Source organism: Streptomyces sp. NPDC054849 (genome assembly GCF_053610945.1).
Genome location: NZ_JBSGZI010000017.1, coordinates 1 through 15607 on the forward strand (window position 1 = coordinate 1; position 15607 = coordinate 15607).

The window sequence follows — 15607 nt, forward strand, 5'->3', positions numbered from 1 at the left end:
AGGATGATCCGGCACCGAAGAGCCCACGCCTGCGGCGTGGAACGACGCCGCACCCACCCCTCGAGCGCAGCCCGTTCCTCACCGGACAGGATCAACTCGGCCTTCGGCCGCCCAGTACGTGCCACAGACCAAGCTTATACATCTGAACGGAATTCCTGACTCAGAAGACTAGAGTCTGTTGCAAAAGTGGATCTTGTTGAGCCATGATCACGTCCCGTGGGACGTGGGGATCTGACTAATCCCGGCTTGAGCCCCTGCTGCCGCGGGGCATCAAGCCGGGCCGGCCGCAGGTGTGGACGCGACCGCAGCTGATAGACGGCATACGGTGGCGGACCCGCACCGGCGCCCCATGGCGGGACGTGCCCGAGCGTTACGGGCCGTGGGACCGGGTCTACGACCTCCGGCGCTGGCAGCGGGACGGAACCTGGGCCAGGATCCTCACCCGGCTCCAGGCCGAGGCGGATGCCAAGGGCCTGATCACCTGGGACGTCAACGTCGACTCCACCGTCTGCCGGGCCCACCAGCACGCCGCCGGGGCTGCGAAAAGGGAGACCTCCAGAAGCAACCGCCCGGCGGTGTCACGGTCGAGCCAGCCGATCACGGCCTCGGACGCTCCCGGGGCGGCCTGACCACCAAGATTCACCTCGCCGTCGAGCAGGGACAGAAGCCCTTGTCGGTGGTAATCACGGCCGGACAGCGGGGCGATTCACCGCAGTTCGAGCCAGTCCTGGAAGCGATCCGGGTTCCCCGGATCGGGCGTGGCAGACCGCGCAAGCGACCGGACCGGGTCCGGGCCGACAAGGCGTACGATTTCCGCAGTAACCGCTCCTACCTGCGCAGACGCGGTATCAAGGCCACGATCCCAGTGCCTGCTGACCGGGTCCGCAACCGGCTCAGGCACGGATCGCGGGGCGGCTGGCCCCCCAAGTTCGACAGAGACGACTACAAGCAGCGGCACGCGGTCGAGTGCGGCATCAACCGGCTCAAGCGCCACCGAGCTGTCGCCACTCGGTACGACAAACTCGCTGTCCGCTACGAAGCGACAGTGCTGGTCGCAGCCATCAACGAATGGCTTGACCAGCACTTTCACAACAGGCCCTACGCGTGGATGGCCACCTCGAAGGGATCGGCCTCCAGGCCCCGCAGAAGGCTGACCGCCCGCATCACCGCGATGGTGGCATTCACCACGGTGTACTGCGTCGATCCAGTGGCGTGCGTGGTGGCGCGCCGGCTGAACGAGGCCGGTACCGGCGTGGTCCAGGTGAAGCGCTGGCACGCCTTCTCGAAGGGAGCGAACAGGGAGGCGACCCGGAACCTGCGGACTGTCTGCTCCTCCTCGGCCTTCGGCAGCCCCGTCAGGTCCTTGTACTGGAACCACTTTGGGTTCGACTGCAGCGAGGGTGCGGCCCGGACGAGGCCGCGCACCGTCGTGTCCCACACCGATGCGGCCAACGCCTGTGCGCCGCGAGGGTGCCCGGCCTGGGCCACGTCCAGGCAGGCGCGCAGCATGGACACCTGCTCAGCGAACTCCGGGCGCTCCACCTCGTCCAGCGCCTCCCGACAGGCGGTCCACACGACCAGGCGGTGCGCCTCAAGGATCGTGGCGCAGGATGTGCAAGGTCTTGGCGATCCGCCCGTAGTGGGCGATCGCGTCGCCGAGCGGGGTGGGCCGTCCGTCGCGGGAGAGCATCCGGATCACGTCGTACGCGCGGACGGCGCCGGACGCGACGGCCGCCCGACCCCGCTCGGGGCGGCGTTCGCGGAGCACGGGCGGATCGTTGAATTATTGGCCATTCCGTTTACCACCGAGTCCTACACGTACCAGGTCGATCTGTACGCCGTCGCCCCCGACCCGATGGTCTCCCCGCGCCCCGTCCTCGACGAGGACCCCGGCCTGCCCGAGACGTGGTGGAAGGAGATGGTCGCTGCCCTCGCCGACGTCCCGCCGCCGACGGACCGCGAGGTCATACGCGAGGAGTACCTGCGCCGCGTCACCCCCGAGTTCACCGGCCACCAGGTTAACGCCGTCACTTGGACCACCGCCCACGGCGACCTCCACTACGGCAACGTCACCCGCGGCCCGCACATCCTGGACTGGGAAGGATGGGGCCGCACCCCGTACGGATACGACGCCGCCACCCTGTACGTGTACGCGCTGCTGACCCCCGAGACGGCCGCCCGCATCCGGGCCCAGCTGGCCCCGGTCCTGGACCGGCCCGAGGCCCGCACCGGCCTGCTGACCGTCTGCGCCCAGGTCCTCCAGGCCCAGGACCGCGTCGACTTCTACGCCGAGTTGGCCAGCCCCGTGCGCGAGCACCTGGCCAAGCTGTAGCCCGCCCCCGACGTCATCTGCAGGGGCTCTGTGGCGCTGCAAGCCCTTACCGCAGGCGGTCAGGGGGCGAAGGCCGTACGGCGCGGGTCATGGTCGTGGCGTGGTGGAGGCCGTTCGGGATGCATGGTGCCGTGCGTCGGTGACGATGAGCGAGACGTTCTGTCCACCGAAGCCGAAGGAGTTGCTGAGCACGGCCTCTTGGGGGACCTCTCGTCGCTCTGCGACGACATCGAGGTCGATGTCCGGACCGACGCCGGCCACGGTGAGGTTGCGGGTCGGCGGGATGACGCCGTGCTCCACGCTGAGGACGGCGATGAGGGCTTCGATGGCGCCGGCGGCGCCGAAGAGGTGGCCGAGGGCCGCCTTGGGGGCTGTCACGGTGGCGCGGCCGAAGACCTTGCCGATCGCCCGTGCCTCGGCGGCGTCACCGACCTCGGTTCCGGTGGCGTGGGCGTTGATGTGGCTGATCTGCTCGGGGGTCAGGCCTGCCTGCGCGAGCCCTTTGTGCATGGCCGCGATCTGGCCGGAGCCGTCGGGAGCGGGCGCGGTGATGTGGTGGGCGTCGGCGGCGATTCCGGCGCCGGCGAGCACCGCGTGGACGTGCGCGCCTCGGGCGCTGGCATGCTCGGCGCTTTCGAGCACCACGACGGCCGCGCCTTCGCTGATGACGAATCCGCTGCGGTCCGCGGCGAACGGCCGTGACGCCGAGGCGGGCTCGCCGGTGTGCCGCGACAGTGCTTGTGCCTGGGTGAAGCCGGCGACGGTGACCGGGGTGATCGCGGCTTCGGTCCCGCCGGCGATGACCACGTCCGCCTCGCCGGCGCGGATGAGCCTGGCGCCCAGGGCGATCGCCTCGGCGCCGGAGGAGCATGCCGAGACGGGCGTGTAGACCCCGGCCCGCGCGCCGTATTCGATGCTGATCAGTGCTGCCGCCGCATTGGGCATGAGCATCGGAACCGTGCGTGGCGATACGCGCCGTACCCCGGCCGTCTCCAGTGCGTCGTCCTGCTTGAGCAGTGTCCCGACGCCACCGATGCCCGTGCCGATCGCCGATGCGAGCCGGTCCGGGTCCACCTCCGGGGCGCCGGCATCGGCCCAGGCTTCGGCCGCCGCGGTGAGGGCTGCCTGCTGTGAGCGCTCGAGCCGCCTGGCCTGCACCGGCAGCAGCCGCTCGGCGGGGTCGACTGCCATGGTGCCCGCGACGGTGGCGGGAAGGCCGGTGCCCTCGTGGCCCGGCAGGACGCCGCGGCGTATGCCGGACTCGCCGGTGAGAAGGGCGTCCCAGGTGGACTCCACGTCTCCACCGAGTGGGGTGATCGCGCCGAGTCCGGTCACGACGGCTTCAGTCCGGTGCATTTTCCCTTGGACCTTTCTTGTATGCGGTACAAGTCAACGGGGCTTGTTGTATCACATACAATTAAGACGTGGAGAAGAAGCGAACCGAAGCACGATCGACGCCGGCCCGGTCGCGGGACCGCGGTCGCGCGACCCGGCGCCGGCTGATCGAGGCAACCGCGCAGCTCTGCAAGGAGCGGCCCGGGGCCGAGGTGAGCGTCGCGGAGATCGCGCACGCGGCGGGCGTCTTCCCCAACCAGGTCACCTACTATTTCGGTTCCAAGGACTCGCTGCTCGTGCACGCCGCCTTCCTCGGCCTGCTGCACGACGCCCGCCGGATCGAACGCATCGGTCGCCAGGCCCCCGATCCGGCGGCGTTCCGGCGCAACATCGCCCGCGCCGTCCTGGCCATGCCCTCGCTCCCATCGGTCGCGCGGGCACTCGCCGCCGGTGTCTCCAAGCCCGAGCTCGCCCCCGTGGTTGACCGTCACCTCCAGCTGCTGTTCCGGCAGTCCGAACGTTTCATGGGCCAGCTCATCGACAACCGCGGCTGGAGAACCCGCCGACCGCTCAGCGTGGAGACCAGGACGTTCTGGAGCACCGCGCTCGGCGCGGTGCTGCTCGTCCGCGCCGGGGCGAACGGCAGCGTCACCGACCTGGACCTCGCCGGAGCACTGACCGTCCATGAGGCCCCCGAGCGCGGCTAGCAGCGGTGCTGCCCGTTGGTTGGCTTCCGGCGGTACCGGCGGGCAGACGGCCGGATCGTCGCGTTCGGGGCCCTGGGCGGCCCGCTGCTGTTCCAGCCAGCGCAGCCGGTCCCGGCCGTCACCACCTGGCTGCCCTTGCCGGCCCCGCTGTCCTATCCCTGACCCACGATGCAAAGTAGGCGCCGCGCGAAGGGCTTTTTACGACTCAGCCAGAATCTGTTGCACCAGCAGCGTGTTGACGTGGACAAGGCTGGCAGGCGCGCGGCGGTCTGCACGCAGAAGACACGCTCAGCCCGCGCCCGCGACGCCGCCACGATCCGCTGGATACGGCCCGGAGGCTCGATGCGGCACTGCACGAGCAAAGCCTCGCGCAGCCGGTCCTCCACCAACTCCAGCGGACAGACCTTATCGGCGAGCCAAGCAGTCGACCGTTCCTCATCGGCGCGGGTCGCCGGACGGAACCCGAGCGCCTCGCGGATCTGCGTACGGTGACCCTTCGCTGACCGGACGACAGGTCATACTTCGCCAAGTCCTCGGCCGGCACCTTGACCACGCCGGCCACGTAATCGACCGCAGTCGGCGGGAACTCCTCCACGAGCCGGGGGAACCGGCCCTCCAGCTCGAAGAACTTCAGCATCAGCACGAAGCCGAGCCGGGTCGGTCCGGACTTGTTCGAGACCAGGTCCCAGTCACCGCCCACCGGCGTCCAGCACGACACCACGTCCTCGGACGACCACTCCCGGCGCGTGAACGGCCCCGCCCCTCCGACGTCGACTACTCGTTCGGCCTAACGAAGAGGCCGAACGTGAAGCAACGGGGAGAGCCGAGGACCAACGGCTACTCTTCACCGTGGGTCAGGGATAGGACATCGGTGCCTCTTCGAGGTGCAGGACCACCGGACCAATCGCACCCTGGGACGGGCATCAGGTGGCGAGCCTCTCGGAGAACAGCGCGTGCCACCCGGCAACCCGCACAGGCCCTCGTGTCCTCGTGTGCGGGTTCGGATCACCGAGTGATGCCGGTCTGTCTGGAGTAGCGAGAGTTGCTGACGGCTACGCAGCGAGATGCGATGAGCGGATGGCTGGGAATCTGAGTCTCGACGGGCTCCGTCGAATCGCTCGTCGGCGTCGCGTCCGCCGGCGTCGGAACCATGGCCGATCAAGGGAGCCCAGGGCAGAGGCCCAAGATCGGATGCAGCTGGTTGGTCTGGTTGCAGTCAGCCTGCCGGGGCTCGCCGCACTGGGCGCCCTGCTGTTCACGTGGATGCAGGTAGGACAAGCCAGCAAGGAACTGCGGATCTCAGAGCACGGACAGATCACCAGCCGGTTCAATGCAGCAGTCGGCAATCTGGGATCGCAATCCCTGGACATCCGCTTGGGCGGCATCTACGCCTTGCAGCGCATCATGCAGGACTCCGTCCGCGACCACCCCACGGTCGTCTCCGTCCTGGCCGCCTTCGCGCAGCAGCACGCTGGATCGAGTACCAAGAGCCTGAAGGAACCACATGGCCGCACCTACGATCACGTGCCGAAGCCAGACGTCCAGGCAGCGATCACCACGCTGGCCAGACGCGACCCCCACCGCGACGCCGGGGCGGTCATCGACCTCAGCAACACCGATCTCCGCGGCCTCCGGTTCCCTGGCAAGACGTCCATCGCGCTCCCCGGGGTGAGTCTGAACAAAGCGGACCTGCGCTATGCCTATTTGAACGGCGCGGACCTCCGCCAGGCGGACCTCCAATACGCGAACCTGGACGGCGCTGAGCTGGAGAGAGCCGATCTCACAGGAGTGCATCTAGCGGGGGCAAGCCTCGGCGCCACAACGCTCAAGCACGCGAACCTTCGCGGAGCAGACGTGATCTGCGGAGGATCGATCATTGTTCAGAACCATGAGACCGGTGAGATCGATGAGATCGATGAGATCGAGCGAACGGACTGCGTGGACCTGGCATACGCCAGCCTGGACGGCGCTGATCTTCGCAACGCCAAGATGAGCGACACGAACCTCAGCCACGCGACCTTGACGGGTGCGGACCTTCGCAACGCGGACCTCACCCGCGCCAACCTGACCAACGCAGACTTCCGTGGCGCCAAGCTGGCCGGTGTGAAACTGAACGGGGCAAAGCGGACCGGCGCGCTCGGGCTGCCGCACGACTGATCGCGGTCACCGTCGGCCTCGAGAACATCCCAGACCGGCAGCCCCGCGGCCCAGGCCGCCGTGCGCCCGGCCGCCGACTGCGAGGACCCCGAGATCGTCGGCCCGCTCGGCGTCGCCACCCGCGCGTCCCACGGCCCGGCGCACGGTCCAGCCGTCGTCCACGGCCGTCGGCCGGGACGTCGCCAACATTCCAGTGCTTGAAGGAGGTCTGCTTTACGGTGGGCCGCGAGGGCCTCCTCGGATCGGTGGAGATGTCGCAATCCACACCGAACCCGGAGGCGCTCACCCATTGGCCTTTCAGCGGCCGGCAGCGCGCAGCAGGGCAGCCACCGGCTGGTCGAGGACCGCGACCGGCGTCCATTCAAGCTATGAGCAGGCGGAGGCCGAGATCTGCCGCGTCGACGTCTGCGAGGTCGCTGTTGCGCTCGGCCCACCGGCCGGAGTCGAGGTCGTCGCCGAGGCTTCGTACCGCCCGCTGCTCGGCCTCCGGCCCGACCCTCGTCCACACCGACATCGCACGACGCACGTGATCCTCCAAATACGCCCCCGGTCGGCGCCAATACGCCTCGAACAGGCCGTCAGCGCAGTCCCACGGGATGGGCACCGGCTCAGCACGGGCGCCGATCGCATCGGCCATCCCAACAAGCGAGGGAAATTCTGCGAGGACACCGGCGAACTCGGGCAGGTAGTCGCGCGTAAGCCAGAACCGGTCCTGCCATCCGGGCTCGTCGGTGTCGAACGTGAGCACCACCACGCGGCGGGCCACACGCCGCATCTCGCGCAGCCCCGCTATCGGGTCCCTCCAGTGGTGGACGGTGGAGACGGCCATCGCAACGTCGAAGGAGTGGTCCTCGAACGGCAGGCTCTCCGCGGCGGCGGCCACGCACGGCGCCGAGCCGGCAGGCCGCTGCCCCCGCATGACCGGCGATGGTTCCACCGCGGTCACGTCGCGATCAGCAGGCTCGTAGGAGCCGGTGCCGGCACCGACGTTCAGCACAGTCTGCGCGTCCCCGAGCGCGTCCCGGATCTGCGCGGCGATCCGCGGATCGGTACGCCGTGTCGCGGTGTAGGCGCCGCCGATCTTGTCGTACAGCTGTGCACCGAGCATCTCCAGTTGCTCCTCCGGCGTCACCTTCAGTCCCTTCGCCCGTGCCTCGAGTTCCCTGTCGATGGAGGCCACCATGGCGTCAGCGTGATCACGCCGCTCCAGCAGCAGGCCGCGCAGGCGGCGCAGGTGCGCGACCGCGTCGGTGGACGAGTCGCCGACCAGTTCCGCAACCTCCCGCAGCCCGAATCCCAACCGCCGATAGGCCAGCACCTCCCGCAGCCGCTCCACGTCGCCCGCCGAATAGGCCCGGTACCCGGCCGCGGTCCGCGCCGACGGCCGAACGAGCCCGATCTCGTCATAGTGATGCAGCGTGCGGACGCTCACGTCGGCCAGCTCAGCTACGCGTCCCACGGTCCAGTGATCTTCCACGGCACCGACTATGCAGCCTGACGCCACGTGAGGGTCAAGAGCCTCGCTCACGGCAGCAAGAGCCGAACGCGAAGCAGCGGTCCTAGGCGGCTCCTGTAGCCGGTCGCACTTCGCCGAGATGAAGGCCCGGGGTCTCCGGCCTGGAGAGTTTGCGCGGAGGTGAACAAGCTGGAGCGGGTGAGGCGGCTGGAGCTGCCCGCCGACCTGTTCGCGGACGTTTAGGAGAAGTCGCGCACCTGCGGTGGCGCCGCCACCGCTTGGAGGCTGTCGCCATCGCCCTGTGGCACACCTCGGCTGGGAGACCGAGGATGTCGTGCGCTGAGTCTGCGGCCACTGCTTCGCGCTCGGTCACCGGCGTGACTCGATCTACGACCGGCCCGCCTGCCGCCAGACCGCCTACCGCCCGCAGGCGACTGCGGCAACTGCGATCGTGCTCGCCATCACTTCGCACACACCAGGCACCCGCAGTGACTCGCTGAGAAACGCTCCCCGACGGGTGGTCAGGGCCGGCTTGCGGGCACGGTGTCCTTCGCCACCAGCGTGGTGCCGGACCAGCAAAGCCGGTAGAGGTCGACCTGGTCCAACAGGTCGCGGCCGGAACGGTAGAACTCACATGTGGCGCCGGGCGGCCGGGGCGCGGAACGGGCGTGGTCGGGCGGGTAGGGGAAGGCGCGGGCCGGCAGCAGAGGGGCGAGTTCGGTGCGCGGCCGGCCGGTGGTCAGCTCGTCGAACCGGGATGGCGGCAGCACGCTCGTCGTCAGCTGCCAGGCCAGGTAGACGGCGGCGGGCACGAAGAAGGCGGCTGCGGCGACAGGCGCCGCGAAGGCGGCGACGGAGCGGCGGCGGGCGGCGCTCCGTACGTAGGCGAGCCGCTTGGCGGACTCCGGTGTGACGGTGTCCCTGTCCGGGTGGAGAGCAGTCTCGGACGGCAACGCGGACCCGGTGTGCTGCCCTCGGGTCCAGGCCGGCGTTTTTGGCGCCGTCCCGGGTCTCGGCGCCGATGTCCCGAGGCGGGCCGTGGCCTGGTGCGGGAGGACGGCGGTGACGCGGAACCCGCCTTCGTACGGCCCGGTCCGCAAGGAGCCGCCGAGGACCGTCACCCGCTCCCGAAGCCCCGTCAGTCCCCGGCGGCCGATGTAGGTCGCCGGACCTTCAGCCGTGTGCGCCGGTCCGTCAGCCGGCGGGGCGGCGTTCACGACGCTCACGCGGGTACGGTCGGCCTCGTGTGTGATCCGCACCCGGATCGCACCGTCCGACGCGTGCTTCACGGCATTGGTGAGGGCCTCCTGCACCACCCGGTACATCCCGCGCTCGACCAGCGGGGACAGCGTGGGCACCGCCCCGCGCCGCTCCCAGCGCACCGGCACCCCGGAGGCGGCCGCCCGTCCGAGGAGGTCCTCGACAGTGTCGTTGAGAGGCAGGCCCGCATCTGTTTGCGTTCCAGCCGGGTCGTGCAGGACGGCAACGGTCTCCCGCAGTTGCTCCACTGCATCCGCGATCGTCCCGCGCAGCTCGGCGACGTCGGTGCGGTCGCGGTCCGTGAGGTCGGGGGAGAGTTCCAGGGCCCCGGCGCGCAGAGCGACCAGGCTCAGGGCGTGGCCGAGAGAGTCGTGCATGTCGGCCGCGATGTCCGCGCGTTCGGTCAGCCGCGCCCGCTCCGCGACCAGGTGTTGCCGCTCTTCCAGGCTCCGGGCCAGCCGCCAGCCCTCCCGTACGAGTTCGCGTCGGCCGCGCCAGTGCCGTCCGGCCAGCCAGGGCAGCAGAAGGGCGGCGGGCAGCACGGTCAGCGCGTAGAACCACCAGACGGCCTGCGTCCGCAGCACCGCGCACGTCGCGAGATCGGCCGCGAGGCACCCGGCGAGCACCAGGAGCGGGCGGCGTGCCGCGGCGACCCTGGCGCCCAGCAGACAACTCACGGCGGCCAACGACAAGACGTGGGCGTTGGCGGGGGTCGCGGAGTCGGCCAGGCCCAGCGCGCACAGCCCGTTGACGAGGACGACCGCGGCCCCCGGTCGGCGGCGGGACAGCGGTACGGCCACCGCCAGGACGGCCAACGGGAGGAGTAGGTCTAGGACCAGCGACGCCGCGCCCGCTTCCCGGAACCCGTAGCCGGTGGCGGCGGCGAGCACGCCCCACAGGGCCACGTCACCGCGCATGGACCTGGTTGGGGGTATGCGCGTGTGCAGCATGGCGCGTCGACTGTCCTTTCGATGCATGTCACTTGCCCGGGTCGATTCTGTGGGACGGGCCCGGACGCCTACGAGGGGGTGGGCACGGTGAGGGGGTCCGAGCGGGTTCCGACGCGGGGTCAGGCGTCCCTGCGGCGCAGGACATACAGGCCGATCAGGTGCGCGGTCGCGGCCCACGCTGCCACGATCAGGACCGCCGTCGCCGGCGTGTACGGGGCCTCGGCGCCGATGCGCATGAAGTGGTCTCCGGATCCGTGCGGCAGATGGTCGTTGACGTCCGCGAGCGTCCGGCCTCCGAGCCCCAAGAGCATGCTCGGCAGTGCCCACAGGAGTGTGACGAGGATCGAGAGCGCGCCGGCCGGGTGGCGCGTGGCGAACGCCACGCCGACGGTCAGGACGGCGACCAACGCCTGGTAGAGACCGACCGCGAGGACCTGCTGGAGGCTCGGGCCTGCCTCGATGGAAGCCCGTCCGTCGAACGCCACCCAGGCCACCGCCGTGCCCACGACGGCGAACGTGGTGCCGGCGACGAACGCGACCACGGCCGCCACCAGTGCCTTCGCCGCCTGGACCCGGTGCCGCCGGGGCACCCACAGCAGGGAAGCCCGCACGCTCCCTGTCGAGTATTCGGAGGTCACCGCGACCGTGGCCAGGACGACGACGGCGAACTGGGCGAGGACGGCGGAGGAGGCCGCCGCGTTCCCGGCGGGCTGGATCGGATGCCCGTTGATGCGTGCAATCGAGGCGTAGTAGTAGGTGAAGACGCCGGTGATCGCGAGGCCCGCCAGAAGGCAGAGATAAGGGGCCCGGACGGACCACAGTTTGGTCCATTCGGAGGCGATCGCCCCGGCGAAGCCACCGGGTGCGCCCTGGACAGGGGTGTCGGGCACGGCCCGGGGCGGGGCCGTCCGCCCGTCGGCTGTCGTCGTCGTGGTCACTGTCGTCCCCCTTCGTTCGGCGCTGCGGCCGCGTCGGTCGTGTCCGCGCCTCTGCCGCCCGTCGTGTACTCGACGCTGCGCGCGGTCAAGTCCATGTACGCCTGCTCCAGCGAAACCCGGACGTCGCTCAGCTGGTGCAACCGGGCCCGGCAGTGGTGGGCCAGGTCGCCGATCTCGGCGGCGGTGCGGCCCTCGACGGTGAGTTCGCCGGACGCGGACGTCTCGACACTCACCCCGTCAGCCGTCATCAGGCGACGGACCAGCGTCGCCCGCTCCCCGGGGTCGGGCACCACAGCGCGCGCCGACGCGGGAGAGGCGGCAGCGAGGAACTCCGTCATGGAGGTGTTGCTCAGCAGTCGGCCACGTCCGATGACGACGAGATGGTCGGCCGTCAGCTGCATCTCGCTCATCAGATGGCTGGAGAGGAAAACGGTGCGTCCTTCCGCCGCCCGGTCACGGACGAGCCGGCGGATCCACCGCACGCCGTCCGGGTCGAGGCCGTTGACCGGCTCGTCCAGGACGAGTACCGGCGGATCGCCGAGCAGGGCGCCCGCTACCCCGAGTCGCCCGCTCATGCCGAGCGAGTATGTGCCGGCCGGCCGCCGGGCCGCATTGGTCAGGCCCACCGTCTCCAGTACCTCGTCCACGCGGCGTACCGGGATGCCGTTTGCCCGGGCTTGGGCGACGAGGTGTGTGCGGGCGGTACGGGCTGGGTGGACGGCCCGGGCGTCCAGCATCGCGCCGACCGCACACAGCGGCCGTCGCAGGTCCGCGTAGGGGCGGCCCGCGATCAGGGCCCGCCCGCGGGTGGGGTGGTCCAGGCCCAGGATCATGCGCATCGTGGTGGACTTCCCGGCCCCGTTGGGGCCGAGGAAGCCGGTCACGCGGCCGGCCTGGACGTCGAGTGTCAGCTCGTCCACGGCGAGGGTGTCGCCATAGCGTTTGGTGAGTCCTTGGAGGGTGATCACGGAGTTCCTTCACGTCGGTGGCGGACCGCGGAATACAGCACGCGGAAGTCGACGGTGGTGCACACCGACCGACGCGTGGTGGGCCTGGCCCGGGGGCGGACGCCTCGTTTCCCGTACGGAAACGACGCTAGGAGACCGCGGCGTCGGCGCCCATTGGTCGAACGGCAGCAGCGTCCTGCCTTTCGTCGGGGGTGTGCCCCGACCCGGGGCGGATCTGTGGGGCTTGCCGTTCGCACGGTGGTGCGTCGGCCGTAGGCTCACCGCGTGGAAGAGACGACACCGAGCAGCCGACCGGTCCGGGTCCTGGTGGCCGACGACGAGGCGATGGTCCGGGCGGGTGTGCGGGCCATCCTCGCCAGGGACCCGCATGTCGAGGTGGTCGCCGAGGCGGGTGACGGGCACGAGGCCATCGCGCTCACCCGCCTGTACCGGCCGGACGTGGTCCTGTTGGACATCCAGATGCCCGGCTTGGACGGGCTGACGGCAGCGGCGCGGCTCCACCGAGAGCCGACGGCGGTCGGTGTGATCATGCTGACGACCTTCGGTCAGGACGAGTACGTCACCCGCGCCCTGGAGGAGGGCGCCGACGGCTTCCTGCTGAAGGCGGACGACCCGAGGGAACTGCTCAACGGGGTACGGGCGGTGGGAGCCGGCGGCGCCTACCTGTCCCCGCGGGTCGCCGGCCGAGTCATCGCCGGGCTGCGCGCGCACCGGGCGGCACATCCTCACCGCTCGCTGGAGCGACTCACGGAACGGGAGCGCGAGGTGCTGGCCGGACTCGGGACGGGGCTGTCCAACGCGGAGATCGCGAGCCGGCTGCACCTGGTCGAGGGCACGGTGAAGGCGCACGTCAGCGCGGTGCTCGCGAAGCTGGGCGCGCGCAACCGGGTGGAGGCGGCCATCTCCGCGTACGAGGCCGGCCTGGTCCCGCCACGCCCCCGCTGACTGGGTGTCAGCGTCCCGCCGAGTGCCGATCAGCCCTTGGCCACAGAAGTGCCTGGGCCTGGGGGTGGCGCAGCGGCGCCCGCTAGCCTGGCGTCACACCTCAACAACGTTCCGCCCCGCCGAGTCCTGGAGATGCTCGCCGGTCCCGTGGCCGGGATCTACGACCCGACCGGGCACGGCCGCCTTCTGTTCGCGTTCTTCGCGGCGATGGCGGAGACCGAGCGGGAGAACATCCGGGAGTCGACGCTGGAAGGGCTCGACACCGCGGCCCGTAAGGGCAAGCACGGCGGCCGGCCGTCGGTCATCACCGATGACATGCTGCACACCGTGCTCCGCCGGCGTACGGGCCGTCGGGGGCCTTCCGGGACAGGCGCCCTGGCGGCGCGAAGGAGTTGGCCAGCATCTCCGGGCCAGTGCCCGCGGCAGTCGGCGCGTTCCTGGTCGGCATCGCCCTCTCCGGCGAGGTCGCCGAGGGCACCCACACCCTGCTGAGCCCGCTTGGGGACCTATTCGCGGCCGTGTTCTTCGCTTTCTTCGGTCTGCGCACCGACCCCGCGAGCATCCCGGCGGCTTCTTCATCACTTCGCCACCTGGCACCAGATGTGGCGCCTGCGGAGCGAGGCGGAGAAGGGACCGCTGGGACGCTCAGTCAGTCCTTCGCAAGGTAGGGGGTCTGCTGGATGTCCGGGGCAGGACCCGGCGGTGGAGTAGTTCGTTTCACCTTGCGTTCGGAATCGCGGCGGTGTTCTCGACGGGTGCGGTGCCGTAGCGGCGCTGGCGTTGCGTGTAGGTGGTGATGGACTGCCATAGATCGCAGCGGTCGATGGCCGGCCAGTAGGTGGGGGTGAAGAGCAGTTCGGCGTAGGAGCTCTGCCAGGGCAGGAAGTTGGATGTGCGTTGTTCCCCGCCGGTGCGCCAGAGCAGGTCGACGTCGGGGATGTCAGGGTGGGGCAGATGTCGGGCGAGGGCGCGCTGGTTAATGCTTGCCGGGTTGATTTCGCCGGTCGCGACTGCCCGGGCGAGACTTTGGGCGGCTTGGGCGAGCTCGCTGCGACCGCCGTAGTTGACGCACATGGTGAACGTGAGGCCGGTGCGGTGCCGGGTGGTCCGCTCACGTTCCCGGAGTCCGTCGACGAGGTCCTTGGGGAGGCCGTCGGGCACGCCTGCCCAGCAGAACCGCAGGTCGCGGTCGAACAGCTCCTGGTCTGCGATGTTGTCGCGTACCACGTCCAGGATGGCTTCGACCTCGGTGGAGGAGCGGTTCCAGTTCTCGGTGGAGAAGGCGTAGACGGTCAGGCAGGGCAGTCCGATCTCCAGTGCGCCGTCTACGACGTCCCGCAGTGCGTCGGCTCCCGCCCGGTACCCTTCGGGGCGGTGCAGGGCGTGGTCGGCGGCCCAGCGGCCGTTGCCGTCCATGATGACGGCCACGTGCCGGGGCAACGCTGCGGGGTTGATGGCGGGTGGTCGTGCTCCGGACGGGTGGGGTGCCGGGGGCAGCGCCGTCGTGCGCGGGGCGGGCAGGCGGCCGGAAAGGTCTGCGGCGTCACGATGCTCGTGCGGGGTGTGCGCCGTGGGCGTATGGCGTGTGTAGGGGCTGAGTTTCCAGGCCAGGGCTGCCGCCGCGCGGGTGGGCAGCAGGATGCGCTGCCGGGCGGCGGAGGAGAGAGAGACCTTCTGCGACAGGAGGGCGGGGCCGGCGCGTTCGACCTTGCGCAGTGCGGACAGGTACACGCTCGTGAACGCTCGGGTGAGCAGGGCTGAGGTGACGGACCAGTGGACGGTGGGCTCCTGCGGGCAAAGCCATGCGCTTGCCCGTTCGGTCGCGGCGCGCACCAGGCGGGCGGTGGCCGGTGTCCACCGGCGGGCGAGGAGGTCCTCGGCTGACACGCCGCACTCGTCGAGCGCCTCCACGGGGAGTTTTACGTAGCCACGCTCAAGGTCTTCGGCGAAGTCCGTCAGGTCGTCGGTCAGCTGGAAGCCGAGCATGGCGTCTACCAGTGCCGCTTCGTGTCCTGCGGACATGATCAGGGGCGCTCCGAGCCGTGAGGTGACGCAGTCCACCGCGATGAGGATCGGGCCCAGGGCCGCTCGTTGGTATTCGGCCCATTCCTGCCATGTCTGCGGGGTGGTCTTGACGGCGTCCCGCGCGATCCGTTCATGCATCAGCCACACGCTGTCGGCCGGCAGGTCTAGCGTCCGCGTCAGGTGCGCCATCGCCCGGCGCACGGGATCGGTGCTGTCGCCGCGCTCGATGTCTTCTTCCAGCATGGTGATCCAGGCCGACGCCTGTCCCGCACGCTCGTCCGCCGACGCCGTTCCGTTGTCCGACAGGTCGTCGATCACACTCCCGGATGCCAGCACCGGGGACAAACTGAGCAGCACCTTGGCGGGCAGCACTGCCAGGCAGTCGCTCTCGCTGGGGTAGCGCCGCCGGAGCAGGTGCAGGCACACCTTGTACGCCTCCCGCAGACGTGCGTCATGCAGGCTCGCCTTGGAGTAGGCGGTATGGATCACGTGCCCTCCACGCAGCTAGGAGAAGCGGGACTGGGGGGAAGGACC

At 70.2% G+C, this 15607-nt stretch carries 12 protein-coding genes and 4 pseudogenes; 7 read left to right on the forward strand and 9 right to left on the reverse strand.

The genetic code is table 11. The features are described 5' to 3' along the window. Positions 1 to 216: 216 nt before the first annotated feature. A pseudogene (locus tag ACWGIF_RS10480) lies at positions 217 to 1075 on the forward strand (IS5 family transposase); the annotation flags it as partial. 23 nt (positions 1076 to 1098) lie between these two features. On the opposite strand, the gene ACWGIF_RS10485 reads toward ACWGIF_RS10480, so the two are convergent. Further along, on the reverse strand, positions 1099 to 1575 hold the full coding sequence (locus ACWGIF_RS10485) for a hypothetical protein (RefSeq protein ID WP_453494313.1): 477 nt from the start codon (positions 1573 to 1575) through the stop codon (positions 1099 to 1101). 31 nt (positions 1576 to 1606) lie between these two features. Continuing rightward, a pseudogene (locus tag ACWGIF_RS10490) lies at positions 1607 to 1732 on the reverse strand (Tn3 family transposase); the annotation flags it as partial. 54 nt (positions 1733 to 1786) lie between these two features. Here ACWGIF_RS10490 and ACWGIF_RS10495 point away from each other — a divergent pair. Then, the gene (locus tag ACWGIF_RS10495) at positions 1787 to 2332 is read left to right on the forward strand and encodes a phosphotransferase (protein WP_453494316.1); all 546 of its coding nucleotides are present in this window, start codon (positions 1787 to 1789) and stop codon (positions 2330 to 2332) included. Between the two features lie 87 nt (positions 2333 to 2419). Here the strand turns inward: ACWGIF_RS10495 and ACWGIF_RS10500 are convergent, their stop codons facing one another. After that, positions 2420 to 3688 carry a beta-ketoacyl-[acyl-carrier-protein] synthase family protein gene (locus ACWGIF_RS10500; protein ID WP_453494055.1) on the reverse strand — a complete coding sequence of 423 codons (1269 nt, stop codon included), beginning with the start codon at positions 3686 to 3688 and terminating at the stop codon, positions 2420 to 2422. A gap of 68 nt (positions 3689 to 3756) precedes the next feature. On the opposite strand from ACWGIF_RS10500, the gene ACWGIF_RS10505 reads away from it, so the two are divergent. Further along, positions 3757 to 4374 (forward strand): TetR/AcrR family transcriptional regulator C-terminal domain-containing protein, encoded by a 618-nt coding sequence (locus ACWGIF_RS10505; RefSeq protein ID WP_453494058.1) that lies wholly within the window; start codon positions 3757 to 3759, stop codon positions 4372 to 4374. A gap of 205 nt (positions 4375 to 4579) precedes the next feature. Here ACWGIF_RS10505 and ACWGIF_RS10510 read toward each other — a convergent pair whose 3' ends face one another. Next, complete coding sequence (locus ACWGIF_RS10510; RefSeq protein WP_453494061.1) at positions 4580 to 5095, reverse strand: DUF4158 domain-containing protein; 516 nt, start codon at positions 5093 to 5095, stop codon at positions 4580 to 4582. Positions 5096 to 5565: 470 nt separating this feature from the next. On the opposite strand from ACWGIF_RS10510, the gene ACWGIF_RS10515 reads away from it, so the two are divergent. Next, positions 5566 to 6531, forward strand: a complete 966-nt coding sequence (locus tag ACWGIF_RS10515) for a pentapeptide repeat-containing protein (RefSeq protein WP_453494064.1) — start codon at positions 5566 to 5568, stop codon at positions 6529 to 6531. A gap of 361 nt (positions 6532 to 6892) precedes the next feature. Here the strand turns inward: ACWGIF_RS10515 and ACWGIF_RS10520 are convergent, their stop codons facing one another. The 4 genes from ACWGIF_RS10520 to ACWGIF_RS10535 form a co-directional block, all read right to left on the reverse strand. Continuing rightward, complete coding sequence (locus tag ACWGIF_RS10520; RefSeq protein WP_453494292.1) at positions 6893 to 7990, reverse strand: MerR family transcriptional regulator; 1098 nt, start codon at positions 7988 to 7990, stop codon at positions 6893 to 6895. A 518-nt stretch (positions 7991 to 8508) separates the two neighbouring features. After that, complete coding sequence (locus ACWGIF_RS10525) at positions 8509 to 10164, reverse strand: sensor histidine kinase (protein ID WP_453494067.1); 1656 nt, start codon at positions 10162 to 10164, stop codon at positions 8509 to 8511. 152 nt (positions 10165 to 10316) lie between these two features. Then, positions 10317 to 11135 carry an ABC transporter permease gene (locus ACWGIF_RS10530; RefSeq protein WP_453494070.1) on the reverse strand — a complete coding sequence of 273 codons (819 nt, stop codon included), beginning with the start codon at positions 11133 to 11135 and terminating at the stop codon, positions 10317 to 10319. Then, entirely contained in the window at positions 11132 to 12103 is a 972-nt protein-coding gene (locus tag ACWGIF_RS10535) for an ATP-binding cassette domain-containing protein (RefSeq protein ID WP_453494073.1), read from the reverse strand. The genes ACWGIF_RS10530 and ACWGIF_RS10535 overlap by 4 nt, the downstream gene beginning before the upstream one ends. 264 nt (positions 12104 to 12367) lie before the next feature. Between ACWGIF_RS10535 and ACWGIF_RS10540 the strand changes: the two genes are divergently transcribed. The 3 genes and pseudogenes from ACWGIF_RS10540 to ACWGIF_RS10550 all read left to right on the forward strand — a co-directional run. Beyond that, positions 12368 to 13048, forward strand: coding sequence for a response regulator (locus tag ACWGIF_RS10540; RefSeq protein WP_453494076.1), 681 nt, complete (start codon positions 12368 to 12370; stop codon positions 13046 to 13048). A 132-nt stretch (positions 13049 to 13180) separates the two neighbouring features. Next, a pseudogene (locus ACWGIF_RS10545) lies at positions 13181 to 13321 on the forward strand (recombinase family protein); the annotation flags it as partial. 119 nt (positions 13322 to 13440) lie between these two features. Beyond that, positions 13441 to 13614, forward strand: a pseudogene (locus ACWGIF_RS10550) (cation:proton antiporter domain-containing protein); the annotation flags it as partial. A 151-nt stretch (positions 13615 to 13765) separates the two neighbouring features. Here ACWGIF_RS10550 and uppS read toward each other — a convergent pair. Continuing rightward, positions 13766 to 15562, reverse strand: coding sequence for a polyprenyl diphosphate synthase (uppS, locus tag ACWGIF_RS10555; protein WP_453494079.1), 1797 nt, complete (start codon positions 15560 to 15562; stop codon positions 13766 to 13768). Positions 15563 to 15607 lie beyond the last annotated feature (45 nt).